The 24,934-nt window shown below is 64.8% G+C and carries 20 protein-coding genes and 3 tRNA genes; 16 read left to right on the top strand and 7 right to left on the bottom strand.

Features of this window, described 5'->3' with window-relative positions:
• Nucleotides 1-5 precede the first annotated feature (5 nt).
• The 3 genes from NG900_RS07990 (at nt 6) to NG900_RS07980 (ending at nt 4,637) form a co-directional block, all read left to right on the top strand.
• Complete coding sequence (locus NG900_RS07990; RefSeq protein WP_252678899.1) at nt 6-2,417, top strand: glycoside hydrolase family 31 protein; 2,412 nt, start codon at nt 6-8, stop codon at nt 2,415-2,417.
• Between the two features lie 97 nt (nt 2,418-2,514).
• A complete protein-coding gene (locus tag NG900_RS07985; protein WP_252678897.1) occupies nt 2,515-3,699 on the top strand; it encodes a porin in 1,185 nt (394 codons plus the stop codon).
• On the top strand, nt 3,699-4,637 hold the full coding sequence (locus NG900_RS07980; protein WP_252678895.1) for an aldose 1-epimerase: 939 nt from the start codon (nt 3,699-3,701) through the stop codon (nt 4,635-4,637). The genes NG900_RS07985 and NG900_RS07980 overlap by 1 nt, the downstream gene beginning before the upstream one ends.
• 136 nt (nt 4,638-4,773) lie before the next feature.
• Here NG900_RS07980 and NG900_RS07975 read toward each other — a convergent pair.
• Both NG900_RS07975 and NG900_RS07970 read right to left on the bottom strand, forming a co-directional pair.
• Nucleotides 4,774-4,849, bottom strand: a tRNA-Lys gene (locus tag NG900_RS07975).
• Between the two features lie 39 nt (nt 4,850-4,888).
• Nucleotides 4,889-5,815, bottom strand: coding sequence for a LysR family transcriptional regulator (locus tag NG900_RS07970; protein ID WP_252678893.1), 927 nt, complete (start codon nt 5,813-5,815; stop codon nt 4,889-4,891).
• Between the two features lie 92 nt (nt 5,816-5,907).
• On the opposite strand from NG900_RS07970, the gene NG900_RS07965 reads away from it, so the two are divergent.
• Nucleotides 5,908-7,011 carry a YeiH family protein gene (locus NG900_RS07965; RefSeq protein WP_252678891.1) on the top strand — a complete coding sequence of 368 codons (1,104 nt, stop codon included), beginning with the start codon at nt 5,908-5,910 and terminating at the stop codon, nt 7,009-7,011.
• Nucleotides 7,012-7,508: 497 nt separating this feature from the next.
• Here the strand turns inward: NG900_RS07965 and NG900_RS07960 are convergent.
• The 5 genes from NG900_RS07960 to NG900_RS07940 all read right to left on the bottom strand — a co-directional run bounded on the left by NG900_RS07960 (nt 7,509) and on the right by NG900_RS07940 (nt 11,114).
• Nucleotides 7,509-7,599 (bottom strand) — tRNA-Leu (locus NG900_RS07960).
• A gap of 81 nt (nt 7,600-7,680) precedes the next feature.
• Nucleotides 7,681-7,756 (bottom strand) — tRNA-Asn (locus NG900_RS07955).
• A 99-nt stretch (nt 7,757-7,855) separates the two neighbouring features.
• Nucleotides 7,856-8,182: a ferredoxin FdxA gene (gene fdxA, locus NG900_RS07950; protein ID WP_252678889.1), complete on the bottom strand. Its 327-nt coding sequence runs from the start codon at nt 8,180-8,182 to the stop codon at nt 7,856-7,858.
• Between the two features lie 169 nt (nt 8,183-8,351).
• Nucleotides 8,352-10,046 carry a single-stranded-DNA-specific exonuclease RecJ gene (recJ, locus tag NG900_RS07945; RefSeq protein ID WP_252678887.1) on the bottom strand — a complete coding sequence of 565 codons (1,695 nt, stop codon included), beginning with the start codon at nt 10,044-10,046 and terminating at the stop codon, nt 8,352-8,354.
• Entirely contained in the window at nt 10,047-11,114 is a 1,068-nt protein-coding gene (locus NG900_RS07940; RefSeq protein ID WP_252678885.1) for a hypothetical protein, read from the bottom strand.
• 72 nt (nt 11,115-11,186) lie between these two features.
• Here NG900_RS07940 and NG900_RS07935 point away from each other — a divergent pair, with 72 nt between their 5' ends.
• The 12 genes from NG900_RS07935 to NG900_RS07880 all read left to right on the top strand — a co-directional run bounded on the left by NG900_RS07935 (nt 11,187) and on the right by NG900_RS07880 (nt 24,929).
• A complete protein-coding gene (locus NG900_RS07935; RefSeq protein ID WP_252678883.1) occupies nt 11,187-12,437 on the top strand; it encodes a lipoprotein-releasing ABC transporter permease subunit in 1,251 nt (416 codons plus the stop codon).
• A 4-nt stretch (nt 12,438-12,441) separates the two neighbouring features.
• Complete coding sequence (gene lolD, locus NG900_RS07930; protein WP_252679823.1) at nt 12,442-13,170, top strand: lipoprotein-releasing ABC transporter ATP-binding protein LolD; 729 nt, start codon at nt 12,442-12,444, stop codon at nt 13,168-13,170.
• An 84-nt stretch (nt 13,171-13,254) separates the two neighbouring features.
• Nucleotides 13,255-14,067, top strand: coding sequence for a TatD family hydrolase (locus tag NG900_RS07925; protein WP_252678875.1), 813 nt, complete (start codon nt 13,255-13,257; stop codon nt 14,065-14,067).
• 9 nt (nt 14,068-14,076) lie between these two features.
• Nucleotides 14,077-16,608, top strand: coding sequence for a DNA internalization-related competence protein ComEC/Rec2 (locus NG900_RS07920; RefSeq protein WP_252678873.1), 2,532 nt, complete (start codon nt 14,077-14,079; stop codon nt 16,606-16,608).
• Between the two features lie 106 nt (nt 16,609-16,714).
• Nucleotides 16,715-18,196 carry a circularly permuted type 2 ATP-grasp protein gene (locus tag NG900_RS07915; RefSeq protein WP_252678871.1) on the top strand — a complete coding sequence of 494 codons (1,482 nt, stop codon included), beginning with the start codon at nt 16,715-16,717 and terminating at the stop codon, nt 18,194-18,196.
• A gap of 47 nt (nt 18,197-18,243) precedes the next feature.
• The gene (locus NG900_RS07910; RefSeq protein WP_252678869.1) at nt 18,244-19,194 is read left to right on the top strand and encodes an alpha-E domain-containing protein; all 951 of its coding nucleotides are present in this window, start codon (nt 18,244-18,246) and stop codon (nt 19,192-19,194) included.
• Nucleotides 19,195-19,263: 69 nt separating this feature from the next.
• On the top strand, nt 19,264-20,100 hold the full coding sequence (locus NG900_RS07905) for a transglutaminase family protein (protein WP_252678867.1): 837 nt from the start codon (nt 19,264-19,266) through the stop codon (nt 20,098-20,100).
• Nucleotides 20,101-20,192: 92 nt separating this feature from the next.
• Nucleotides 20,193-21,095 carry a proteasome-type protease gene (locus NG900_RS07900; protein WP_252678864.1) on the top strand — a complete coding sequence of 301 codons (903 nt, stop codon included), beginning with the start codon at nt 20,193-20,195 and terminating at the stop codon, nt 21,093-21,095.
• Between the two features lie 22 nt (nt 21,096-21,117).
• The gene (locus tag NG900_RS07895; protein ID WP_252678863.1) at nt 21,118-21,939 is read left to right on the top strand and encodes an alpha/beta fold hydrolase; all 822 of its coding nucleotides are present in this window, start codon (nt 21,118-21,120) and stop codon (nt 21,937-21,939) included.
• Between the two features lie 91 nt (nt 21,940-22,030).
• Nucleotides 22,031-23,692 (top strand): CTP synthase, encoded by a 1,662-nt coding sequence (locus NG900_RS07890; RefSeq protein WP_252678862.1) that lies wholly within the window; start codon nt 22,031-22,033, stop codon nt 23,690-23,692.
• Nucleotides 23,693-23,713: 21 nt separating this feature from the next.
• Nucleotides 23,714-24,568 carry a 3-deoxy-8-phosphooctulonate synthase gene (kdsA, locus tag NG900_RS07885; RefSeq protein ID WP_252678861.1) on the top strand — a complete coding sequence of 285 codons (855 nt, stop codon included), beginning with the start codon at nt 23,714-23,716 and terminating at the stop codon, nt 24,566-24,568.
• 70 nt (nt 24,569-24,638) lie between these two features.
• The gene (locus tag NG900_RS07880) at nt 24,639-24,929 is read left to right on the top strand and encodes a DUF1330 domain-containing protein (RefSeq protein WP_252678860.1); all 291 of its coding nucleotides are present in this window, start codon (nt 24,639-24,641) and stop codon (nt 24,927-24,929) included.
• The last annotated feature ends 5 nt before the right edge of the window (nt 24,930-24,934 follow it).

Below are 24,934 nucleotides of genomic sequence, written 5' to 3'. Positions count from 1 at the left end.
AAACGATGTCCATGTTGCATCCTCCCCGTTTTGAACTTCAAGCGCGCGAAGGCAACCGCCTGCGCCTGACCAGCAGCGCAGGCGCTGCGATTGAACTCTTCGTGCTGGAGGAGGACATCGTTCGCGTACTGGTGCTGCCGCAGGGCGACCTGCGCGGCCCGGCCACGTGGTCGATCGCGCCGGGCAGCGACGATACGCCGCTTGAAGGGCGTGATCGTCGCGACCTCAGCGGTTTCTCGCTGCCGGCGTTCGAGCTGCAGTCGGATGCCACCACGCTACGCGTTGAAACCAGCAAGATCCGTTTGACGGTTGCTCTGGCCGGCGGCTTCTGCAACTGGGAAATCCGCCGCGCCGGGCAATGGCAGGCCGTGCTGCACGATCGCGCCACACAGGCCTACAACTTCCGCTACTGGGACGAACAGGTCTACCACTACGTGCGTCGCGAACCGGGCGAAATGTACTTTGGCCTGGGCGAGCGCGCCGGTGACACGAACCGTGCGCATCAGCGCTACGAGATGCGCAACATCGACGCGATGGGCTACAGCGCGCGCACGACCGATCCGCTGTACAAGCACATCCCGTTCTACGTGACGTGGCATCCGGAGAACGGCACTGGCTTCGGGCTGTTCTACGACACGCTGTCCGATTGCAGCTTCGACATGGGCCGCGAGCTGGACAACTACCACGGTCTCTATCGTTACTTTGTCGCGCCGCACGGCGATCTGGACTACTACTTCATCGCTTCGCCCGACACGCCGCTCGATGCCACCCGCCGCTTCACGTGGATGACTGGCCGCCCGGCGTGGATGCCGAAGTGGGGCCTGGGCTATTCCGGCTCGACCATGACGTACACCGACGCGCCGAACGCGCAGGAACAGATGGGCGAGTTCATCAAGGGCTGCCGTGAACACGACATCCTGTGCGATTCGTTCCACCTGTCGTCGGGCTACACCTCCATTGGGCCGAAGCGCTACGTGTTCAACTGGAACACGGACAAATTCCCCGATGCGCGCGGCTTCGTCCAGAGCTATCTGGATGCGGGCATCCGCCTGTGCCCGAACATCAAGCCTTGCCTGCTGCAGGACCACCCGAAGTTTGCCGAGGCGAAGGAAGCCGGCCTGTTGATCTGCGATGACAAGGGCGAACCGGCCTGGGTGCAGTTCTGGGATGAGGTGGGCGCGTATCTCGATTTCACCAACCCGAAGACGCTCGACTGGTGGAAGGCCAACGTCAAGAGCGCACTGCTCGACTACGGCATGGCCTCCACCTGGAACGACAACAACGAGTTCGAGGTCTGGACGCCCAACGCTTTCGCACACGGCTTCGGCAAGAAGGCGCCGATCCGCGAGGCGAAGGTGCTGCACACCATGCTGATGATGCGTGCGTCGCGCGAAGCGCAGTTGGAATACGCGCCGCAGCGTCGGCCGTTCCTGGTGTCGCGCTCGGGCGGCGTCGGCATGCAGCGCTATGTGCAGACGTGGTCCGGCGACAACTGCACCTCGTGGGAAACGCTGCGCTACAACCTGAAGATGGGCCTGGGGCTGGCGCTCTCCGGCGTGTCGAACATCGGCCACGACATCGGCGGGTTTGCCGGCCCGTCGCCGTCGCCGGAGCTGCTGGTGCGCTGGGTGGCGTTTGGCGTGTTCATGCCGCGCTTCTCCATCCACTCATGGAACGACGACAAGACCGTCAACGAGCCCTGGATGTATCCGCAGGTCACGTCGCAAATCGCGTCGTTGATCAAGCTGCGCTATCGCCTGATTCCGTATCTGTATGAGCTGCTGTGGCAGTCTACGCAGGCATATGAGCCGGTGCTGCGTCCGACGTTTGCCGAATTCCCCGCAGACCGCCGCTGCTACGCCGAATGCGACGACTTCATGCTCGGTACGTCGCTGCTGGTGGCGCCGACCGTGGAAGAAGGACAGACCGAACGCACTGTATATTTGCCGGCTGGCCAGCGCTGGGTGTCGTACTGGAGCGGCGAGGCGTTTGAGGGCGGCCAGACCGTGACGTTGCCTGCGCCATGGGATCAACCAGCGATGCTGGTCCGCGAGGGCGGTGTGATCGCCCTGAACGTTGCCGAGCAGCATTTCGATCAACGTGCTGACCAACGCGGCTTCCTGGTTGTGCCGGTGGCAGGTTCCGGTGAGGCCGTTGGCGGCAGCATCGAAGACGACGGTGAGACCGAAGCCTGGCGCAATGGCGAGCAGGGCCGCTGGAACGTGCGTGCCGTATCGGATGCGCAAGCTGTGGTGCTGCACGTGACGTGCGAAGGCCGGATGCCCACGCAAGCGGATACCGTTGAAATTCATCTGCCTGCTGCGGAAACGCGGCAGTTCCAGACTCCGCAGGCCCGCGTTGTCGGGCAGACTGTTTCGGGCGGATGGCGTCGGCTAACCTTGCAGTTGCGGCCGTAACCACACTGCCTACCTGTGCGCATTGGCGAGGCGAGGAGAGCTTCGCCGTTGCGCGATTCCCCGGTGTTGGAGATCACCACAGAGAACGATGAAAACCATGAAAACCACACGAGCCATGTTCACCATCAAGCCGGTTTGCGCGTGCGTCGCGCTGTTGTCCGCAGGACTGTCCATGCACGCATCGGCGCAAAGCACCGTGACGCTGTACGGCACGGTCGATAACGCCATCGCCTATTCGAGCAACCAGGGCGGGCATTCCAACGTCTACATGAACTCCGGCGCGCTGGCTGCCAGCAAGTTCGGTCTGTATGGCACGGAAGACCTGGGTGGCGGTACTCAGGCGCTGTTCCGCCTAGAGAACGGCTTTGCGGCCGACACGGGCGCGCAAAGCAAGGCGAACTTCATCTTCAACCGCCAAGCCTATGTTGGCCTGACCAACAAGACCTATGGCCAGATCACGATGGGCCGTCAGTACACGCCGTACTTCCAGTACGTTGGTGCGCTTGGCCCGACCAACGTGCTGACGGGCGCGGTCGGTGCGCACCCGGGTGATGTCGATGCGATGGATACCACGCTGCGCGTGCCGAACTCCATCATGTATACGACGCCCACGCTTGGTGGCTTCCAGGCCGGCCTGCAATACGGCATGGGCGAGCAGGCGGGCAGCATGTCCAACGGCAGCGCCTTTAGCGCGGCGCTGCGTTATGACTATCAGGCGTTTGCGTGGTCGGCTGGCTACATCCGCTTGAAGAATGTCCCGACCTTCCAGAGCAACAGCGGTGACTTTGCGAACAACGCGCCCATCAACAAGGGCTACGCCACCGCTGACAGCGCACAGATCATCGGTACCGCAGCCCGTTACACCATCGGCAACCTGATGATGGGGTTGAACTATTCCAACGTGCAGTACAAGCCGGGCGCGACCTCGCCGGCAGGGTTTGCACAGACGGCGAGCTTCAACACGTTCGGCGCCATTGCGACCTATGCGCTCACGCCCGCACTGACCGTGGCGGCCGGCTACAGCTACACCGCTGAGAACAAGCGCAACGGCGTCGACAAGGCTGCGCGCTATCACCAGTTCACGATGGAGCAGGTGTATTCGTTCTCCAAGCGCACGGCGCTCTATGCGATTGAGGCCTATCAGAAGGCGAGCGGCCAGACGCTGAGCGCGACGGGCAGCATCGTCAATGCCGTGGCGTCGGTGGGCGATTCGCAAAACGGCACGCCGTCGAGCGGCCCGAGCCAGTTCGTCGGCATGGTTGGCATCCGTCATTTCTTCTGATGACGCCGGCAGCATGGTTGGCGCCTGGCCCGGTGCACCGGCTGCAGGCGGGCGGGCTGACGATGGACGTGGCGCCGGCAGCCGGTGGCCGCATCGCCTCGCTGGCTTCGGTCAGCGAGGGCGGTCAGCGCATCGACTGGCTGGCGCCGATGTCCGAGGCCTGCTTGCGTGACGGCTTCGATGGGCTGGCGTGGCCCAAGACGGGCTGCTATCCGTTGCTGCCGTTCTCCAACCGAATCCGCGATGGCCGCTTCCAGTGGGGTGGGCGTGAGATCCGTCTTGCGCCGCATCCGGGGCAGCCGCACGCCATGCACGGTCTGGCGCATGCGCGGCCCTGGACGGTGGAACAGTTGACTGCATCGTCCATCGTGCTGGGCTTGCGCTACGTGCCGGAAACGGACAACTGGCCCTGGCCCTTCACCGCTACGCAGGCGCTGACGTTGAGCCCCGTGGGGCTCGACGCCGTCATCACCCTGCGCAACGACAGCGAGAGCGACATGCCCGCGGGGGGTGGCTTTCACCCGTACTTCGTGCGGACACCCGGCATGCGTGTGCAATTCGATGCGCCGACCATGTGGCCCACCGACGCAGGCGAAGTCGCCATCCGGCGCGAGCCTGCCACCGCGCGCGAAGACTTTTGCGTGGCGCGTGCCTTGCCGGACGACGCACTGAGCGTCTACTACAGTGATTGGAACCGGCAGGCGGTGGTCTCGCACGATGACGGTGCCGCGCTCACGGTGAACGCAGACGACCCGCTGGACCACTTCATCTTGCACGCGCCGCAGGGGCAGCCGTACTTTTGCCTGGAACCCGTTTCGCACGTGGCGGATGCCATCAACCTCGCCGAGCAAGGGTGGGGTGGCACAGGCCTGCGCACTCTTGCCCCGGGCGAGACGATGCGGTTACGGATGCAACTCAGGATCCGTGACGCCGACTGAAATCGACAGGATCGGTTGTTTGGCGAGAGGAGGGCGCTGTGGCGCAACAAGCCAAGCGCTCCTTTTTTGTTTCAGCGATCGCGTGCCAGAAAGCAAAAAGCCCAGTCGGTGAGGACTGGGCTTTCTACGCGAGTTCTGGTGGGGCGTGAGTGACTCGAACACTCGACCTACGGATTAAGAGTCCGCTGCTCTACCAACTGAGCTAACGCCCCGCGAAGAAATGAGACTATATCAACCTTTTTCAGGCTGCGCTAGTCCTTTGCGCGATTTTTTTTCGAATCGTCTGCGTGGCTGCGCAGGACGTCGATGAATTGCGTGAGGCCGTGCGTCGGATGTTTGTCGCGATGGCGCACGATCAGCAGGGGGCGGGCGATGCGCGGCAGGCCGCTGTTCACCTCCACCAGTCTCCCATCGCGCAGCGCATCGGCCACGACGTGGCGTGACAGGCAACTGATGCCATAGCCGGCTGCCACCGTGCGCTGGATGGCCTCGGAGTGACCGAGTTCGAGTGCCACATGCAGGGGCCCCACTACCGAGGCGATACGGCTGTCGACAAGTTCGCGCGTGCCGGAGCCGGGCTCGCGCATCAGCCAGCCCGCTTCGCGCAGCGCGGCGTGCGAGACGGTTGTTACGTCCTGAACGAGCGGGTGCCCTGGGGCGGCGACGATCACCATTTCATCGTCGAGCCAAGATTCGATCTCCAGCGCCTCGCCGCGGCAGGTGCCTTCGATCAGGCCGATGTCGACCTCGAAGCGCTGCACGGCGTCGACCACATCCTGCGTATTGCCGATCAGTACGTCGAGTTGGCTGTCAGGCGCGATCTGCTGCCGGAAGCTCGCCAGCAGGGCAGGCAGCACATAGTTGCCGATGGTGCTGCTGGCCGCCAGCTTCAGCCGTACGTTGGGCTGCGCGGTCGCGTGTTCCAGTGCATCGGCGTGATCGAGTAGCGCCTGCGCCTGCGGCAACAGTTGCCGGCCCAGCGCGTTCAGGTGCAGGCGCCGCGCATGCCGATCGAACAGCGGATGTCCGAGCGTGGATTCCAGCTCTGCCAGTGCCGCGCTGACGGCCGACTGTGACAGGCCCAGGACATCGCCTGCAGCGGTGGTCGTCTCGCTCTGAGCGATGGCCGCGAAAACAGCCCATTGCCGCAGTGTCACGCGGGGTGCTTTGTTATCCATAAAAGTGGTTGGAATTACGAAAATTACCTGTTTTACATGTTATCACGTGCCGCATATCGTTATGCGCATAGCGAATAAGTAAGGCGGATGTGATGACGATTGCACAAAAACAGGTGGCGCCCCCCATTGTGGTGTCGAGCTTCGACGGGCGGACGCTCGCCAGTGTGGTGGTGTTGTTCGGGTGCGCCGGCGTGGCGGTGGCACTTGGCGGGATGCCGTGGGCGGGGCGGTTGGGCCTGAGCGCGCTGACGCTCGCCATTTTGCTTGGCATGGCCGTGGGGCATGTGCCCGGACACCAGCGCTGGCTGACGCCGGGTGCCATCCAATTTGCACGCCAGACGCTGTTGCGGGCGGGGGTGATCCTCTACGGCGCCCGACTGACGCTGGCGCAGATCCATGACCTGGGTACGTCGGGCGTGGTGATCCCGCTGGTCGTGCTGGCCGCGACGATGCTCGCCGGCACGTGGATCGGCACCCGCTGGTTTGGCTTGGCGCGCTCGCAGGCTGTGCTGGTGGCTGCGGGCAGCGCAGTGTGTGGCGCGGCAGCTGTGCTGGCGGTTGCGCCGGCAGTCAAGGCGTCGCCGCGCGAAACGGCCGTGGCGATCGCCAGCGTTGTGCTGTTCGGCACGGTCGGCATTTTCCTGTATCCGTGGCTCTATACGCTCATCGCGCATGCCGGCATGGCGGTCGCACCGGAACATTTCGGTGTCTACATCGGCTCGACAATGCACGAAGTGGCGCAGGTAATTGCGGCGGCGCGCCTGCTGGGTGACGACGCGACCAGCGCGGCTGTCGTGAGCAAGATGGTGCGTGTGCTGGCGCTGGCTCCGCTGCTTGTGGTGCTGGCCTGCACGACGCCCGCTGAGGGTCAGGCGACCGCCGCCACCTCCCGGCAGGATGCGCTGCGCAAGGCTGCTGGCCACGCCTGGAAGGCGATGCCGTGGTTTGCAGTGGGTCTGCTCATCGTGACACTGCTGAATTCTGCTGGTGCGATCCCCGCCGCATGGCACGCGCCCATCGATGCTATCGATACCGCCATGCTGGCTTGCGCGATGTTCGCCATCGGCACGCAGACGCATGTGCCGATGCTGCTGAAGTCGGGTGTGCGTCCGCTGCTGTGCGCCGCTGTGCTGTGGGTGGGCCTGGTGGGTGGCGGTGCGCTCATCAACTTTGGTGTGCGTTGGCTGGTGGGGTGATTCGGCGCCTACCGGTTCGGCTCCCCCGAAAGCGCCTAGTGCGCTTCCGTGACGCGCAAGCTGCATCGGAATGGCGGCTTGCGCGTCCCGCGTTTCCGGTTTGGGAGAAAGAGGCAGTCATGCCGATGGGGCTGCGCACCTGAGCCGCCGTCGCGTGACATGCGTCGCGGTCTTTGTGCGTCGATGGACATGATCGCAGCCCTCAAGAAACGCTAAGCGGCCGACGCTCGTGGTGGTGGTGTTCGCTGCCGCGGTGAGCCATGGCAATCGCGCGCGTCTCGCCCGAAACATTCGCGACTATTCGGTCGACCACAGCGACATCACCCCGTTCGTAAGGACGCCCTTCATGAGCTGCCGGGCGTGAGCGCGTGCTGCTAGGGCGCCGACGGCTGCGTGTTCCGTGCGCACTCAACGTATGAGCGAGGGCTTGGGGGCATGAGGGACGCCGCGCCAAAATGCGTTCACGCAGGCAGCGGAGGAAAGGCGAAGGGGGGATCTGGTGCCCGAGGCCGGGATCGAACCGGCACGCGCCGATTAGGGCGCAGCGGATTTTAAGTCCGCGGTGTCTACCAATTTCACCACTCGGGCTTGGGGCGAAGATGCAGACGATACACGCACCGATGCCACAAATGAAAACGCCCCGCACGAAGCGAGGCGTTTTCTTTTATTTGGCTCCCCGACCTGGGCTCGAACCAGGGACCTACGGATTAACAGTCCGGCGCTCTACCGACTGAGCTATCGGGGAATCGCTGCAACAGCGAAGAAATGAATTCTAGCTATTTTCCGATCTGCCCGTCAACACCTTTTTTGCGGCGCATGAAAAAAAGTGTGTGGGCAAGGCGGATCAGCGTTCGAGGTACTGCTCCTTGTCCTTCACGTCCTTCCAATCGTCGGCGTCGGGCAAGGGTTGCTTGGTCTTGGTGATGGACGGCCAGCCAATGGTCGAGAGTTCGGCATTGAGGGCGATCCACTTCTGCTGGTCGGCCGGCACGTCTTCTTCGGCGTAGATGGCGTTGACCGGGCACTCGGCCACGCAGACAGCGCAGTCGATGCACTCGTCCGGATCGATGGTCAGGAAGTTCGGGCCTTCGCGGAAGCAATCGACGGGGCAGACGTCCACGCAGTCGGTGTACTTGCAGCGGACACAGCTTTCGGTAACGACGTGAGTCATTTCGCTTGGAGTTGAAGCTAGGAATTCGTGGGGAGCGCGGTCATGGCGGGTGCCGAGCCGGCAAACCTGCATTGTAACGCAGCCGCCGTGCCCAACCGCTGCGTCATCCGTGCTCTGTCAGACAGTTTTGGCATGTGTTTATGCGCTGGCGCAACGTTTGTCCAACCCGCTACTGCGCATGCTCGATCACCATCTGCACGCGTGTGATGCCGTTGAAGGTGTTGTTGTCGAGCCGGTAGGCCACGTAGGCAGAGGCGCCGAGCGGTTCGGCGTGGTTGAACCAGATAGCGTCGAAATGCTGCTTGCCGCGGCCGAGCTTGAGCTTGAGGTGCTTGTCTTTCAGCACGGCTTGCGACAGCACATCGAACTCGCCGCAGAAGCTGGGTGCCGGAAAGCCCTGTCCCCAGACCTGGGTTTCGAGCAACTCGACGAACTGTGGTGTGAAGCACTCCGGCGCGGCTTCGCCGTCGGTTTCCAGCACGCGCGAGAGTAGGGCCTCGGTCAGCCATTCGCGGCCGACGGCTTCGAAGGTGGCGACAAAGTCATCGAAGCCGTCTTCGCGCAGCGTGAGCCCGGCCGCCATCGCGTGGCCGCCGAACTTGACGATCAGGCCCGGGCTGCGCTTGTGCACGGCGTCCAGCGCGTCGCGCAGGTGGAAGCCGGGGATCGAACGGCCGGAGCCCTTGATCAGCCCATCGTCGCCGGGGGCGAAGGTGAAGACTGGGCGGTGAAACTTGTCCTTGATGCGCGAGGCGACGATGCCGATCACGCCCTGGTGCCAGGTCTCGTTGTAGACGGCGATGGTGTGGCGGCCCGCGCCATCGAGGGCGTTCATGCCGTCGAGGATGGCCAGCGCTTCCTGCTGCATGCCGGCCTCGATCTCGCGGCGCTCGCGGTTCATGCCGTCAAGTTCGGCGGCGATGGCCATGGCGCGGTCGTAGTCGTCGGTGAGCAGGCATTCGATGCCCAGCGACATGTCGGCCAGCCGCCCGGCAGCGTTCAGGCGGGGCCCGAGGCCAAAGCCGAGGTCGAACGTCGATGCGCGTCGTGCTTCACGACCGGCCACGCGGAAGAGGGCGGCGATGCCCGGGCACATCCGCCCGGCCCGCATGCGCTTGAGGCCCTGCGCGACCAGCAGGCGGTTGTTGGCGTCGAGCTTGACCACGTCGGCCACGGTGCCCAGCGCGACCAAGTCGAGTAGCGCATCCAGGCGCGGTTGCTCCTGCGGCGTGAACACGCCACGCTTGCGCAGTTCTGCCCGCAGCGCCAGCAGCACGTAGAACATCACGCCCACGCCCGCCAGGTTCTTGCTCGGGAAACCGCAGCCGGGCTGGTTCGGGTTGACGATCACGCGCGCCTCGGGCAATTGCGCGCCCGGCATGTGGTGATCGGTGACGACCACGTCGATGCCCAGCGCATTGGCCGCCGCCACGCCGGCTACATCGGCAATGCCGTTGTCGACGGTGACCAGCACGTCCGGCCTCTCGCGCGCGGCCAGCGCCACGATCTCGGGCGACAGGCCGTAGCCGTATTCGAAGCGGTTCGGGACGATGTAGCTGACTTGCGCGCCGAGCATGCGCAAGCCGCGCACGCCGACCGCGCAGGCGGTGGCGCCGTCGCAGTCGTAGTCGGCAATGATCAGCAGGCGCTTGTTGGCGGCGATGGCGTCGGCCAGATAGCACGCTGCTTCATCGATGCCCTTGAGTTGCGAGGGCGGCAGCAGGTCGGCCAGCTCGGTCGACAGCTCGTCGGGCCGGCCGACACCGCGCGCGGCGAGGATGCGCGCCAATACAGGATGGATGCCGTGGCCGGCCAGCGTGGTGGCGGCCTCGGCGGAATGCGAACGGACAGCGATGCGGGTCATTCAGGCAGACATCGAAAGCGGGGAGAGCGCGTCGCGCAGGGTGCGGGCGCGCGTGAAGCGGCGCAGCCAGCCGGTCAAGTCTCGGCGGGTGGCGCGGTAGTGCGCGTAATGCGAATCGCCGGTCAGCACGAGCGAGACAGCATCGATGCGGCCATCGGCCAGCGCATCGGCGGCGGGGGTGAACCAGTCGCGGTCGTAGGCGCGCAGGGTTTCGATCCAGTCGTACCAGTCGGCCGAGAGGTACGGTTTGCCGGCGGCGTCGAGCAGCACGGCGGCGCTGGTGTCGTCAAACGGCAGGGCGGCGAGCGTTTCCGCGCACAGCTCGGTGGCGTTGGCGGCGTGGCAGATGCCGGCAAAGAACGGGTCGATGCCGACCATGCGTTCGGCAATCGGGCGCGTGTCGAGCAGCGCGCCCTGGCCGAACAGCCAGACGGAGTTGACCGGCAGCAGGCCGCGCGCCTCTCGGGCCTGGTTGACGGGGTGGTCGTACCACGTCATCTGGATCTCGTTCTGGAACTTGCGCCAGGCGCGCTCCTGCTCGCCCTTGTGCATCCAGATGTCGATGTTGTGACCGGACGCGCGCTGCGGGGCGGCGGCAATCAGGTCGCCAAAGGGCGAATCGGCGACGTACCAGCGTGCGGCATGCGGGGCGTCGAGCGCGATGCCCATCTCGGCCACCAGTGGGGCGATGGCGGCGCGCAGGGCGTCGGCGTCGACGGCTTCCAGGCGGAGCTGGGCCGGATCGAGCATCACCAGATGATCCCGGGCGGCATGGATATGCACCGGCTGCAGGCAGGCCCAGACGCGCGTGTCGGCGCTGCCGCCGTCCGCCAGGCGCATGTACGGCGCGGAAGGGAGGGGCGCAATGGGCAGCCCGGCGTGCGTGGCCAGCCAGCGCTCGTGCGGTAGCGTGGGCAGGTAGGCGTCGTCGTGGCGCTCGTGTTCTGTCTCGCGTGCGCGCGCAAGCAACCTTTCCAGGCCCGGCAAGGTCAATTGACGGTAAGCGTCGTCCGCCACCTCGGCGGCGGGCGCGCAAAACGGGACAATCAGGGTGAGTTCAGGAATCATGGCTCCGAGATTGTAAACTTCCGGCCAGCCGGCGAGTGCGCCGGACAAATCACACGTCGCGGGGAACCCCCTTTGAAATTTCCATACGAATGGCAGATTGGCTGGCGGTATACGCGTGCAAGCAAGCGCGCGAGCCGCAACAGCTTTATCTCTTTCATCTCGCTCATCTCCATGCTCGGCATTGCGCTGGGGGTGGCGGCGCTGATCATCGTGCTCTCGGTCATGAACGGCTTCCAGAAGGAAGTGCGCGACCGCATGCTGTCGGTGCTGGCGCATATCGAGGTCATGGCGCCGAACAGCCTGCCCGACTGGCAGCGTACCGCCAATGAGGCGATGCAGAACAAGGAAGTCATCGGTGCGGCGCCGTATGTGGGTGCGCAGGCCATGATCACGCGCGACGAGGCGGTGCGCGGCGTGCTGCTGCGCGGTGTGTCGCCGGCGGATGAGCCGAAGGTGTCCGACATCGCCAAGGATTTCAAGTCGGGCAGCATCAACGACCTGAAACCGGGCGAATTCGGTATCGCGCTGGGCAAGGAACTGGCGCGCGGCCTGGGTGTGCAGCAGGGCGACAAGGTCACGCTGGTGGCGCCGCAGGGCACCATCACTCCGGCGGGCGTGTTGCCGCGCCTGAAGCAGTTCACCGTGACGGGCGTGTTCGAATCGGGGCACTACGAGTTCGACAGCTCGCTGGCCCTCGTCAATATGGAAGACGCCGAGCGCCTGTTCCGCCTGGACGGCCCGACCGGCGTGCGGCTGAAGTTGGTCGACATGGACCGCGCGCCGCAGGTGGCCGAAGCGCTGTCGCGCACGCTCACGGGCGAGCTGTACATCCGCGACTGGTCGCGCCAGAACAAGAACTGGTTCGCGGCGGTGAAGACCGAGAAGAAGATGATGTTCATCATCCTCACGCTGATCATCGCCGTGGCGGCGTTCAACCTGGTCTCCACGCTGGTGATGACGGTGACCGACAAGCAGGCCGACATCGCCATCCTGCGCACCATGGGCGCACAGCCTGGCTCGATCATGAAGATCTTCATCGTGCAAGGCGTGGCGATCGGGTTTATCGGCACGCTGCTGGGCGTGGGCTTCGGCACGCTCATCGCGTACAACATCGACGTGATCGTGCCCTTCATCGAGCGTCTCTTCCACGTGCAATTCCTGCCCAGAGACATCTACTTCATCAGCGAACTGCCATCGGACCCCCGCGTGAACGACATTGCGACCATCGGCATCATTTCCTTCATCCTGGCGTCTGTGGCGACGCTGTATCCGAGCTGGCACGCCTCGCGCGTGAACCCGGCGGAGGCACTGCGTTATGAATAAGGCGATGGGTGAGGCCGTCATGACTTCCATGGAAGCGCCGGCTGCGGCGCCGCAGGGCGTGGTGCTGCAGGCGGAGGGACTGTCCAAGTCGTTCCGCCAGGGCGGGTTGAACGTCGATGTGCTCAAGGGCGTGGACATCCGCATCGGCGTGGGCGAGAAGGTCGCCATCGTGGGCGCGTCGGGCTCGGGCAAGAGCACGCTGCTGCATGTGCTGGGCGGGCTGGACGAGCCGACTTCGGGCCGCGTCTCGCTGCTCGGCAAGCCGTTCACGGCGATGAAGGAGCGCGAGCGCAACACGCTACGCAACCAGGCGCTGGGCTTTGTCTATCAGTTCCACCACCTGCTGCCGGAATTCACCGCGCTGGACAACGTGGCGATGCCGCTGCGCATTCGCGGCGTGGAAGAGGCGCAGGCGCGCCACACCGCGCAGGCGATGCTTGAACGTGTCGGCCTGGGCCCGCGCACGGCGCACCGCCCAGGCGAGCTGTCCGGCGGCGAGCGGCAGCGTGTGGCGATTGCGCGTGCGCTGGTCGGGTCTCCCGCTTGCGTGCTGGCCGACGAGCCCACCGGCAACCTCGATGACCACACCGCCGGGGAAGTGTTCGACCTGATGCTGGAGCTCACGCGCACGCTGGGCACCAGTTTTGTGATCGTGACGCACGACATCGAACTGGCCGGCCGCTGCAACCGCATCTTCCGCCTGCGGGACGGCCATCTGCACCAGGAGCGCTGACGAGGGCGCCAGGATCGGATTCGGCGGATTCCGAAACGGCCGCCTTTCCGGTACGGTGCCGCTTTTCCCAACGCCGAACTGACCATGTGGATCGACACCCATTGCCATCTGGATGCCCGCGAATTTGATGACGACCGCGACACGGTCGTCGCGCAGGCGCATGCGGCGGGCGTCAACCACATTGTCGTGCCGGCGGTGGCGCGCTGGAACTTCGATACGGTGCGCACCCTGGTGCACCGGAACGCCGGCTGCAGCTATGCGCTCGGCATCCACCCGATCCACGCGGCACAGGCCAGCGACGATGATCTGGTCGAGCTGCGGCGCCAGGTGGCCGCGTCGATGGACGATCCGCGCTTTGTCGCCATCGGCGAGATCGGACTCGATTTCTTCATCCCCAATTTCGACGTTGAGCGGCAGAACGCCGTGTTCCGCGCGCAACTGCGCATCGCACGCGAATTCGACCTGCCGGTGCTGATGCACGTGCGCAAATCACAGGACCAGGTGCGGAGTGCCGCAGCCAAGGCGGGCGTGCGCGGCATTGCGCATGCGTTCAACGGCAGCCCCGACCAGGCGCATCACTTTGTCGATTCGGGCTTCAAGCTGGGATTTGGAGGGGTGTTCACCTTCTCGCGCGCCAACCGCGTGCGCCGGCTGGCAGCCGAGATGCCGATCGAAGCCATCGTGCTGGAAACCGACGCGCCGGACCTCGCCCCGGCGTGGCTCGCCGACGACCAGTTCAGCGAGCAGGTCGGCACGCGCAACACGCCCGCCGAAGTGGCACGCATCGCCAATGCGATGGCGCAGCTGCGCGGCATGTCCATCGAGGCGCTGGCCGAACAGGCGCGCCGCAATACCATCGAGGCCATTCCTCGTCTCGCTTCGTTGTTGCCGCGCTGAGGCCGGCGCATGCGCTCGAAGCTCGTTGGCTTCGTCGCCGGCTGCATGGCGTTGCAGATGCAGGCGACGCTGGTGCCCGTGTGGCAACCGCTTGGCGTGCTGTTGCTTTGCCTCTTGCTGGCAGTGGTCGTGCGGCGCCGGCCGATGCTGTGCGCCGTGTTGCTGGTTGCCGCCACGATTGCTGCAGGTTTTGGCTGGAGCGATTGGCGGGCACAGCAGCGCATGTCTGTGGTGCTCAGCCCGGCGTGGGAGGGCAAGGACATCATCGCAAGCGGCGTGGTGGCAGAGCTGCCGCAGATCGGCGATGACGCCACGCGCTTTCTCTTCCAGATCGAATCCAGCAATGCAGGCGATGCGGCGCCGCATCGCGTGCGCCTGTCCTGGTATGGCACACGCGGTTGGGGCACGGCGAAGCCTGAAGACGCGGAGAGCGCAGCGCCTGACCGTCGTGCCGGCGTCCCCGATCTGCGGCCCGGCCAGCGCTGGCAACTGACGCTACGTCTCAAACGCCCGCACAGCCTGTCCAACCCTGGCGGCTTCGACGGCGAATACGCCATGCTGGCCGACAACATCCGCGCCACAGGCTACGTGCGCACGGGCAAGCGCGCGCAGAACATTGCGCTGGATGAGGCCGGTGGCGGCTTTGGGATCGGCGTCGAACGTTGGCGTGCGGCCGTCCGGCGCCACATCCTCACCGCGTTGCCCGATGCGCGCTTCGCGCCGGTCATCGTGGCACTCGTGGTCGGCGACCAGAGCGGCATCGCCCGCGACGATTGGGTGTTGTTCCGCAGTACAGGGATTAGTCATCTCGTCAGCATTTCCGGCTTGCACATCACCATGATCGCGGGTCTGTTTGCCGCAGTCTGGATGGCGTTGTGGCGGCGCTCGTTCGGGCTGACGCGTTGGTTGCGCACGCCATTGCCGCTGCGCATGCCGGCGCCGCGTGCAGGTGCCATCGCGGCCATGCTCGCGGCGTTCGGCTATTGCTTGCTCGCAGGGATGGGGGTGCCGGCACAGCGCACGCTGCTGATGCTGTCCACCGTGGCTGTCGCCCGCCTCACCGATCGCAATGTGCCGGCCAGCCTGTCGTTGTGCTGGGCGGCTGCCGTGGTGGCCGTGGTGGACCCCTGGGCTGTCATGTCAGCGGGCTTCTGGCTCTCGTTCGGCGCGGTGGCGATCATCTTCATTGCCGCACAGATGGCGTTGGATGGGCGGCGAAGCGGCGAAACCGAAAGCTGGTGGATCCATATTCAGCAAGGGTTGGCCGGCAGTACGCGCATTCAGTTTGCCGTCACGTTTGGCCTGCTGCCGCTGACCTTGCTGTTGTTCCAGCAGACGTCTGTGGTTTCCGCGGCGGCCAACGGGCTGGCGATTCCGGTTGTCAGCTTCGTGACCACGCCGCTGGCGCTGATCGGCGCGGCGCTGCCCGATCCGGTGGCGCAGCCGGTGCTGAACTTGGCCGAGACGAGCTTTCGGTGGCTGGCGATCTGGCTGGAATGGCTGGCCCGGCCGAGTTGGTCGGTGTGGGTTGCACCCGTCGCGCCAGCCTGGGCGTTGCTGTTGGCCGCAGGCGGCGTCGCGTTGCTGCTCGTGCCAGGGGCGCATCGTGCCTGGGCGTGGCGTGCGCAGGGTGCCGTGCTCCTGCTGCCGATGGTACTGGCGCGCGTGCCGGTGCCGCCGCCCGGCGAGTTCCGGGTGGTGGCCTTCGATATCGGGCAGGGCGCTGCCGTGCTGGTTGAAACGGCCAGTCATCGTCTTCTGTTCGATACCGGCCCCCGCTATGGCGACCACGCGGATGCGGCCGCCCGCGTCATCACGCCGTATCTGCAAGGGCACGGCGTGGCGGTGCTCGACACGCTCGTCGTCAGCCACGAAGACAGCGATCACGCCGGCGGCACCGAAACGGTGCTCGGCGCGGTGCCTGTAAGCACCATGTTGGCGTCTTTGCCGCCAGAACACGCCTTACGGGCCGAGGCCGAGGCCCTCGGCGTTGGCTTTGCCGGTTGCTTGGCTGGGCAATCATGGACGTGGGACGGCGTGGTCTTCGAGGTCCTCCATCCAGTGCAACTGCCCACAGACGGTGCGCGCGTCAGCAGCAACGCCCGCAGCTGCGTGCTGCGTATTGGCAACGGCCGCCATGCCGCGTTGCTCACCGGCGATATCGAGGCACCCCAAGAGGCTGCGCTGGTCGCCAGTGAACCTGCGCAGCGACTGATGGCAGACATCTTGCTTGTACCGCATCACGGCAGCAAGACAAGCTCCAGCGGCGCGTTCTTGGACGCGGTATCTCCGCAGGTGGCGATTTTTCAGGTCGGCTACCGCAACCGGTACGGACATCCGCACCCGCAGGTATGGCAGCGCTACGTGGCGCGCGATATCGACGGTTTGCGCACGGACAAGACCGGAGCCGTCGTCATCCAGACGCGCGGCAATGCGCTCGAGGTACAGACGGCGCGGTCCATGCGGCCGCGCTACTGGTCCTCGGCGCAGGAAGTGGAAGCCCTGGCAAACGCTGCGGACGCGATTGACGCGCTGCCGTAAAACTTGGTGGCATAACGGGTTGGCCCCATTGTGAGGCGCGAAACCGCTGTGCTATAAAAACCACGTGCCGTGCACACCGTGCGGCGCGCCGTCAGGGGAGAAAAGCATGGCAGTCCGGTTCTACGATGAAATGCTCAACTGGCACGGGGAACGTAGTCCCCACGCCGCCGAACCGGCCCCGGCAGCGCTCGTCCAGCAGGGCGAGGTACGCAGCCACTACGGACGTTTCGCCGAATGGCTGAGCGCGCAGTCCGCTGTCACGTTGCAGAACAAGCGTGACGAAGCCGACCTCATCTTCCGCCGCGTCGGCATCACCTTTGCCGTGTATGGCGACAAGGACGAATCGAATAGCGGCACCGAGCGCACGATTCCGTTCGACATCATCCCGCGCATCTTTCCGGCCCATGAATGGATCAAGCTGGAGCGCGGCCTGCGCCAGCGTGTGGATGCGCTGAACCGCTTCCTGCATGACATTTATCACGAGCAGAACATCCTGCGCGCGGGCGTCATTCCGCCCGACCAGATCTACAACAACGCCCAATACCGCCCCGACATGCTGGGCGTGAACGTGCCCCGCGACATCTACGCGCACGTTGCCGGCATCGATATCGTGCGTGCCGGCGAGGGCGAGTTCTACGTGCTGGAGGACAACCTGCGCGTGCCTTCGGGCGTGTCCTACATGCTGGAAAACCGCAAGATGATGATGCGGTTGTTTCCGGAGTTGTTTGCGCGCAATCGTGTGGCGCCCGTCGCGCATTACCCCGACCTGCTGCTCGACATGCTGCGCAGCGTATCGCCGCAGAACATCGCCGACCCGACCGTGGTGGTGCTCACGCCCGGCATGTACAACTCGGCGTATTTTGAGCACGCATTCCTGGCGCAGCAGATGGGAGTGGAGCTGGTGGAGGGGCACGACCTCTTCGTGCAGGACGACCACCTCTACATGCGCACCACGCAGGGCCCGCAGCGCATCGACGTCATTTACCGCCGTGTTGATGACGACTTCCTCGATCCGCTGGTGTTCCGCCCGGATTCTTCGCTCGGTGCGGCGGGGCTGCTGTCGGTCTATCGCGCGGGCAACGTCACCATCTGCAACGCCATTGGCACCGGCGTGGCGGACGACAAGTCAATCTATCCGTACGTGCCCGACATGATCCGCTTCTACCTGGGCGAGGAGCCGATCCTCAACAACGTGCCGACCTACATGTGTCGCCGCCCGGACGACCTGCAATACGTGCTCGACCACATGGGCGAACTGGTGGTCAAGGAAACGCACGGTGCTGGCGGCTACGGCATGTTGGTCGGCCCCGCTGCCACGCAGGAAGAAATCGCCGCGTTCCGCGAGGTGGTGAAGGCTCGCCCCGATCAGTACATTGCGCAGCCGACGCTGGCGCTGTCCACCTGCCCGACGTACGTGGAAGCCGGCATCGCTCCACGCCATATCGATCTGCGGCCGTTCGTGCTGTCTGGCAAGGATGTCCGCATGGTGCCGGGCGGCCTGACGCGCGTGGCGCTGCGGGCGGGCTCGCTGGTGGTCAACTCGTCGCAGGGCGGCGGGACGAAGGACACGTGGGTGCTCGAGCGCTGAATGCTCGCCAACGCAGTCGACAAATCGAATACGTAGAAGGGAACGCCATGCTCAGCCGCACCGCAGACCACCTTTTCTGGATGGCACGCTACACCGAACGGGCCGAGAACACCGCCCGCATGCTCGACGTGAACTACCAAACCTCGCTGATGCCGCAATCGGCGGAAGTGGCGGAGCAGGGCTGGTGGGCGATGCTCGATATTTCCGAACTCACTCGGGTTTTTGCCGACCGCTATGGCTTGCTTTCGCGCGACGACGTGATCGACTTCATGGTGCGAGATATGACCAACCCGTCGTCGATCATGAGCTGCCTGCGCGGCGCGCGTGAGAACGCCCGCGCTGTGCGCGGCTCCCTCACAACTGAGGTGTGGGAAACCATCAACACCACGTGGCTCGACGTGCAGCGCTTGATTACCGACGGCATGCTGCGCGATGATCCTTCGCAATTCTTCGAATGGGTCAAGTTCCGCTCGCACCTGTCGCGCGGCGTGCAGGTGGGCACCATGCTCACGGATGACGCGTTCCACTTCATGCGCCTGGGCACTTTCCTGGAGCGTGCCGACAACACCGCGCGGCTCCTGGATGTGAAGTTCCAGTCCACCCCCACGCGTGACGAAGCCGCCGCCGAGCAGGGTGACTTCTATCATTGGGCTGCCACGCTGCGCTCCGTGTCGGGCTTCGAGGTCTATCGCAAGATCTATCGCAACATCATCACGCCGACGCGTGTAGCGGAACTGCTGATCCTGCGCAGCGACATGCCGCGCTCGCTGCTGGCCAGCATGGACGAGGTGGTGGCAATTCTTTCCACCGTGCGCAACAGCCAGTCGGCGGAGACCGAACGTCGCGCTGGTAAACTGCACGCCGACCTGCGGTACGCCCGCATCGAGGACATCTTTTCGGTTGGGCTGCATGCGTGGCTGACGAACTTCCTGGAGCGGATCGGCGATCTCGGCAACGGCATCAGCCAGGATTTCCTGGTGCCGCTCGAGGCGGCTTGACGTGCGGACATTCGCGCAGGGCATTCTGTCCATATTGGAGCGCCGCCTTCGGGCGGCGCTCGTGTCATCGTGAAATACCAAATTCGACATACGACGGTCTACCGTTATGCCGAGCCGCTGCGCCACAGCGTGCACGAGTTGCGGCTGACGCCTCGCAGCGGCGCGCTGCAACAGGTGGACAGCTGGCAGATCCACACGCCGGGCAACCTCACGCGCGCGGCTGACGGCTTCGGCAACGTCGTTCATCACTTCACCCTGGGCAATCGCACCGACGACGTCACCATCGAGGCGCTCGGCATTGTCGAGGCATTTCCCGCCGGCTCGCCCGGCAGCCAGTGTTTTGTCGACGCGCCAGGGGAAGGACGCTATCGCGTATCGCCGCTGTACTTCCTGAGTGCCACGCCGCTGACATCCGCGCCACCAGAAATGGTTGCGTTCGCCCGTGAGCAAATGCTCGTGCCGGGCGATGCCGAATCCGCGCTGCGTCTGGCGCAGGCCATTGCCAAGCGCGTGCACTACAAGCCCAACACCACGCACGTCGGCACGGCCGCGGCGGAGGCGTTCGGCTTGGGCGCTGGCGTGTGCCAAGACCAGGCGCAGGTGATGGTCGCGTGCTGCCGTGCCCTGGGCGTGCCGGCGCGCTATGTCAGCGGTTACTTCCATGCCGTGGGCGAAGAAGACCTCGCCAGCCACGCCTGGGCCGACGTGTGCCTCGATGCCGAATCGCACACGTGGTGCAGCATCGATGTGACCCACCAGTGCTTTACCGACGGGCGCCACATTCGATTGGCGGTCGGGCGTGATTACCAGTCGGCGGCGCCGGTTCGGGGCGTCCGGCAGGGCGGGGGCGCCGAGACGCTGGATGTCAGCATCTCGATCGAACCGCTGCCCGCCGAGGTTGCCTGAGTGAACTGAGTCTCCCTTCCAAGCGTACCGATGCGTTGCCATCGGCGCGCTAGAATGCCCCCAACCCACCGTTTCCGTACCTTGCTTCGCCCATGACCTATTGCGTCGCCATGCGCCTGGACGCAGGCCTTGTCTTCCTGTCCGACTCCCGCACCAATGCGGGCGTCGATGCCATTTCCACCTTCCGCAAGATGACCGTTTTCGAGCGGGAGGGCGATCGCGTCATGGTGCTGTTGACGGCCGGCAACCTCGCCATCAGCCAGGCGGTGCGCCAGGTGTTGACCGAGGCACGTGACAAGCCGCGCTCGTTGTGGACGGCGCAGGACATGTTCGAGGCAGCTACCATCGTCGGCGAGGCCGTGCGGGAGGTCTACGACCGCGATGCTGCCGCGCTGGCCAAGGCCAAGATCGACTTCAACGTCAGCATCATCTTTGGCGGGCAGATCGGCGGCGAGCGGCCGCGCCTGTTCAACGTCTACGCGGCCGGCAACTTCATCGAGGCCACGCCCGAAAACTGCTATTTCCAGATCGGCGAGGCCAAGTACGGCAAGCCCATCATCGACCGCGTGGTCAGTCCCGGCCTGCCGCTGGACGAGGCGGCCAAGTGCGCGCTGATTTCGATGGATTCGACGCTGAAGTCGAATATTTCCGTCGGATTGCCGCTCGATCTGCTGGTCTACGAGACCAATTCGCTGCGCGTGACGCGCTTCGTGGCCATCGATGAGGACAACCCGTATTTCGCCATGATCCGCGGCACGTGGGGCAAGCGCCTGCGCCAGGTGTTTGCTGAGATTGAGGATCCGGACTGGGAGACCGGCACCTCGCCGGCGCATCCGCTGCGCCGCGAGGGGCATCCCTCGACCAAGGTCGAGCCGGTGCGAATTGCGCCCCCCGCCGCAGATGTGCCTCCCAGGCCGCAGCGCGCGCCCGGTCCTGGGGCTGAGCCGGTTTCCACCATCCAGCGCGTCGCCGGCGGCTCGCAGAAGTCGCACTGAAACCCTTCATAGGATCCGCCCAATGCGCGACGTGATGCTCTTTTCGCATGCCAACGGCTTTCCGGTCGGCACGTATCGAAAAATGCTCGGCGTGCTGAGTGACGAATTCGACATCCGCGCGGTGGAGCGTTTTGGTCACGACCCGCGCTTTCCAGTAACGCGCTCGTGGCCAGGTCTGGTGAAAGAGTTGCTGGCGGAAATCGATGCGCAGCCCGAACCGGTCTGGCTGGTCGGCCATTCGCTGGGCGGTTTTCTCAGCCTGATGGCCGCGCTGCGTCGGCCGGAGCGGGTGCGCGGCGTGCTGATGCTCGATTCGCCCATCATTGCCGGCTGGCGGGCCAAGCTGCTACGCGTGGCGCAATGGCTGGACATTGACGATCGGCAATCGCCGGCGGCCGCCACCAAGAATCGCCGCAATCTCTGGCCGGATCTGGATGCCGTCTGGAGCCACTTCAAGGCCAAGCGCAAGTTTGACCGCTGGGACGAAGACGTGCTGCGCGACTATGTCGAGCACGGTACCGAGCCGACCGGCCGCGACCGCGAGCGCACATTGCGTTTCTCGCGCGAGATCGAATATCAGATCTACCGCACGCTGCCGACCAACATGGGGCACAAGGTGGCCGGCGGCACGCCGTTCCCGGTCAGCTTCGTGGCCGGCACACGGTCGCGCGAGATTCGCCAAGTCGGTCTGGGTGCAACCCGGCGCATCGTCGGCAGCAAGCTGCGGTGGATTGAGGGCAGTCACCTGTATCCGATGGAAAAGCCCCTGGAGACCGCCGCGTTGATCCGCCAGCTGATCAACGAAATGCGCGCCAACGCAGGCGCCATGCGGCACGCCGCATAGGCAAGACCGGGCTCGGGGAAATTCCACCGTTCTGTCACGGATCGGACGGGGCACCTTTGGTATAATCCGGCTTTCCCCGGCAAGCTAGGTCATGACCAAGTTCGTATTCGTTACCGGTGGCGTAGTGTCCTCACTCGGCAAGGGCATCGCCGCCGCCTCGCTCGCGGCCATTCTCGAGTCGCGCGGCCTCAAAGTCACCCTCCTCAAACTCGATCCCTACATCAACGTCGACCCGGGCACGATGAGCCCGCTGCAGCACGGCGAGGTGTTTGTGACGGAGGACGGCGCAGAAACCGACCTCGATCTTGGCCACTACGAGCGCTTCGTCTCGGCCAAGATGCGCAAGTCGAACAACTTCACCACCGGCCAGGTTTATGAGTCCGTGATCCGCAAGGAGCGTCGCGGCGAGTACCTCGGCAAGACGGTGCAAGTCATTCCGCACATCACCAACGAAATCCAGGCCTTCATCGAGCGCGGTGCCGCGGCATCGCACGACGGCAAGGCTGACGTGGCGATCGTGGAAATCGGCGGTACGGTGGGCGATATCGAGTCGCTGCCGTTCCTGGAAGCCGCGCGTCAGATGAGCCTGCGCCTGGGCCGCAACCAGGCTGCATTCATCCACCTGACGCTGGTGCCGTTCATTGCCAGCGCCGGCGAGCTGAAGACCAAGCCGACCCAGCACTCGGTGCAGAAGCTGCGCGAGATTGGCGTGCAGCCGACCGCGCTGCTGTGCCGCGCAGACCGCCCGATCCCCGACGATGAGCGCGCGAAGATTTCGCTGTTCGCCAACATGCCGCAGGACGCGGTCATCTCGGTGTGGGACGTCGACACCATCTACAAGATCCCGCAGATGCTCAACGAGCAGGGGCTGGATCGCATCATCTGCGAAGAGCTGCGCATTGATGCGCCGCCGGCGGACCTCTCGGTGTGGGCGCGCATGGTGCACACGCTGGAGAACCCGCAGCACGAGATCACCATCGGCATGGTCGGCAAGTATGTCGACCTGACCGAGTCGTACAAGTCGCTGATCGAGGCGCTGCGCCACGCCGGCCTGCACACCTCGACGCGCGTCAATATCGAGTACATCGATTCCGAAGAGCTGGAATCGGGCCACATGGACGTGCTCAAGTCGCTGGACGCGATCCTCGTGCCGGGCGGCTTCGGCAAGCGCGGCACGGAAGGCAAGATCCGCGCAATTCAATACGCCCGCGAGAAGGGCGTGCCGTACCTGGGCATCTGCCTGGGGATGCAGTTGGCTGTGATCGAATTCGCTCGCCATCTGGCCGGCATGCAGGACGCCAACAGCACGGAATTCAACGACGAGACCGAACACCCGGTGGTGGCCCTTATCACCGAATGGCTGGATCGCGATGGCGCGGTGGAAAAGCGCTCGGCCGATTCCGACCTGGGCGGCACGATGCGCCTGGGCTCGCAGCGTGTGCCGGTGCAGCCGGGCACCAAGGCCGCGACGATCTACGGCGCGGAAGTCAACGAGCGCCATCGTCACCGCTACGAGGTGAACAACCACTACGTGCCGCAGCTGGAAAAGGCCGGGATGATCATCTCTGCCCGCACGCCGTCGGAAAACCTGCCGGAAATGATGGAGCTGCCCGCGTCGATGCACCCATGGTTCGTCGGCGTGCAGTTCCACCCGGAATTCACCTCGACGCCGCGTGACGGCCATCCGCTGTTCAAGGCCTACGTGGAAGCCGCGCTGGCACATCACCAGCAGAACGCGCAACGCGCTGCCTAAGGGCTCGCGCACGGGAACATCATGAAACTCTGCGATTTTGAAGTCGGCCTCGACAAACCGTTCTTCCTGATTGCCGGCACCTGCGTGATTGAATCGGAGCAGATGGCGATCGACACCGCCGGCACGCTCAAGGAGATCACGGGTGCCCTGGCCATTCCGTTCATCTACAAGTCGTCGTTCGACAAGGCGAACCGTTCGTCGGACACGTCGTTCCGTGGGCTGGGCATGGAAGAGGGCCTGCGCATCCTGGCGGAAGTGCGTCGCCAGGTGGGCGTGCCGGTGCTGACCGACATCCACGAGATCGATGAGATCAAGCCGGTGGCGGAAGTCGTGGACGTGCTCCAGACGCCCGCCTTCCTGTGCCGCCAGACCGATTTCATCCGCGCCTGCGCGCAGAGCGGCAAGCCCGTCAATATCAAGAAGGGTCAGTTCCTGGCGCCGCACGACATGAAGAACGTCATCGACAAGGCGCGTCATGCCGCCCGCGATGCCGGTCTGCCGGAAGACAACTTCATGGCGTGCGAACGCGGTGTTTCGTTCGGCTACAACAACCTCGTGTCGGACATGCGCTCGCTGGCGATCATGCGCGAGACGGGGGCGCCGGTGGTGTTCGACGCCACGCACTCGGTGCAACTGCCGGGCGGCCAGGGCACCAGCTCGGGTGGCCAACGCGAATTTGTGCCCGTACTGGCCCGTGCGGCCATTGCCACGGGCGTGTCGGGCGTGTTCATGGAAACGCACCCCGATCCCGCATGCGCAAAATCAGACGGCCCGAATGCTGTGCCGCTGCGCCGCATGAAAGACTTGTTGTCAGTACTGAAAGAACTGGATGCGCTCACCAAGCGCAGCGGTTTCCTGGAAAATCAGTTCGACTGATTCCAACGACGACCAGCGGCCCCCATCGGCTGCCGTCGTCGCTTTCGTTTTGGCATCCGGAGAGAGACACATGGCCGCTGGCTACATCCTCGCGTACGTGGACGTGACGGACCCCGTGCAATACGAGCAATACAAGGTGCTGTCGACCAAGGCCATGCAGGTCCATGGCGCCGAGCCGCTCGTGCGCGGCGGCAAGACCGAGACATTGGAAGGCGAGTGGAGCCCCACCCGCATCGTCGTGCTCAAGTTCCCGAGCTACGACGCCGCCAAGGCCTTCCATGACAGCGAGGAATATCGCGCCGCCCGTGCATCGCGCGAGAAGGCCGCGAAGATGAACATGATTGTGGTCGAGGGCATTTAAGCCCG

This window comes from Ralstonia soli (genome assembly GCF_023955655.1).
Taxonomy (GTDB): domain Bacteria; phylum Pseudomonadota; class Gammaproteobacteria; order Burkholderiales; family Burkholderiaceae; genus Ralstonia; species Ralstonia soli.
This window is presented reverse-complemented; position numbering and strand designations above follow the sequence as displayed.

Coding starts and splice junctions, on each gene's coding strand:
- NG900_RS07985 (WP_252678897.1), top strand. CDS start 2,515: ATGAAAACCACACGAGCCATGTTCACCATCAAGCCGGTTTGCGCGTGC.
- recJ (WP_252678887.1), bottom strand. CDS start 10,046: ATGACCCGCATCGCTGTCCGTTCGCATTCCGCCGAGGCCGCCACCACG.
- NG900_RS07915 (WP_252678871.1), top strand. CDS start 16,715: ATGGCAGTCCGGTTCTACGATGAAATGCTCAACTGGCACGGGGAACGT.
- NG900_RS07920 (WP_252678873.1), top strand. CDS start 14,077: ATGCGCTCGAAGCTCGTTGGCTTCGTCGCCGGCTGCATGGCGTTGCAG.
- fdxA (WP_252678889.1), bottom strand. CDS start 8,182: ATGACTCACGTCGTTACCGAAAGCTGTGTCCGCTGCAAGTACACCGAC.
- NG900_RS07895 (WP_252678863.1), top strand. CDS start 21,118: ATGCGCGACGTGATGCTCTTTTCGCATGCCAACGGCTTTCCGGTCGGC.
- NG900_RS07910 (WP_252678869.1), top strand. CDS start 18,244: ATGCTCAGCCGCACCGCAGACCACCTTTTCTGGATGGCACGCTACACC.
- NG900_RS07940 (WP_252678885.1), bottom strand. CDS start 11,114: ATGATTCCTGAACTCACCCTGATTGTCCCGTTTTGCGCGCCCGCCGCC.
- NG900_RS07900 (WP_252678864.1), top strand. CDS start 20,193: ATGACCTATTGCGTCGCCATGCGCCTGGACGCAGGCCTTGTCTTCCTG.
- NG900_RS07980 (WP_252678895.1), top strand. CDS start 3,699: ATGACGCCGGCAGCATGGTTGGCGCCTGGCCCGGTGCACCGGCTGCAG.
- lolD (WP_252679823.1), top strand. CDS start 12,442: ATGGGTGAGGCCGTCATGACTTCCATGGAAGCGCCGGCTGCGGCGCCG.
- kdsA (WP_252678861.1), top strand. CDS start 23,714: ATGAAACTCTGCGATTTTGAAGTCGGCCTCGACAAACCGTTCTTCCTG.
- NG900_RS07965 (WP_252678891.1), top strand. CDS start 5,908: ATGACGATTGCACAAAAACAGGTGGCGCCCCCCATTGTGGTGTCGAGC.
- NG900_RS07880 (WP_252678860.1), top strand. CDS start 24,639: ATGGCCGCTGGCTACATCCTCGCGTACGTGGACGTGACGGACCCCGTG.
- NG900_RS07990 (WP_252678899.1), top strand. CDS start 6: ATGTCCATGTTGCATCCTCCCCGTTTTGAACTTCAAGCGCGCGAAGGC.
- NG900_RS07890 (WP_252678862.1), top strand. CDS start 22,031: ATGACCAAGTTCGTATTCGTTACCGGTGGCGTAGTGTCCTCACTCGGC.
- NG900_RS07925 (WP_252678875.1), top strand. CDS start 13,255: ATGTGGATCGACACCCATTGCCATCTGGATGCCCGCGAATTTGATGAC.
- NG900_RS07970 (WP_252678893.1), bottom strand. CDS start 5,815: ATGGATAACAAAGCACCCCGCGTGACACTGCGGCAATGGGCTGTTTTC.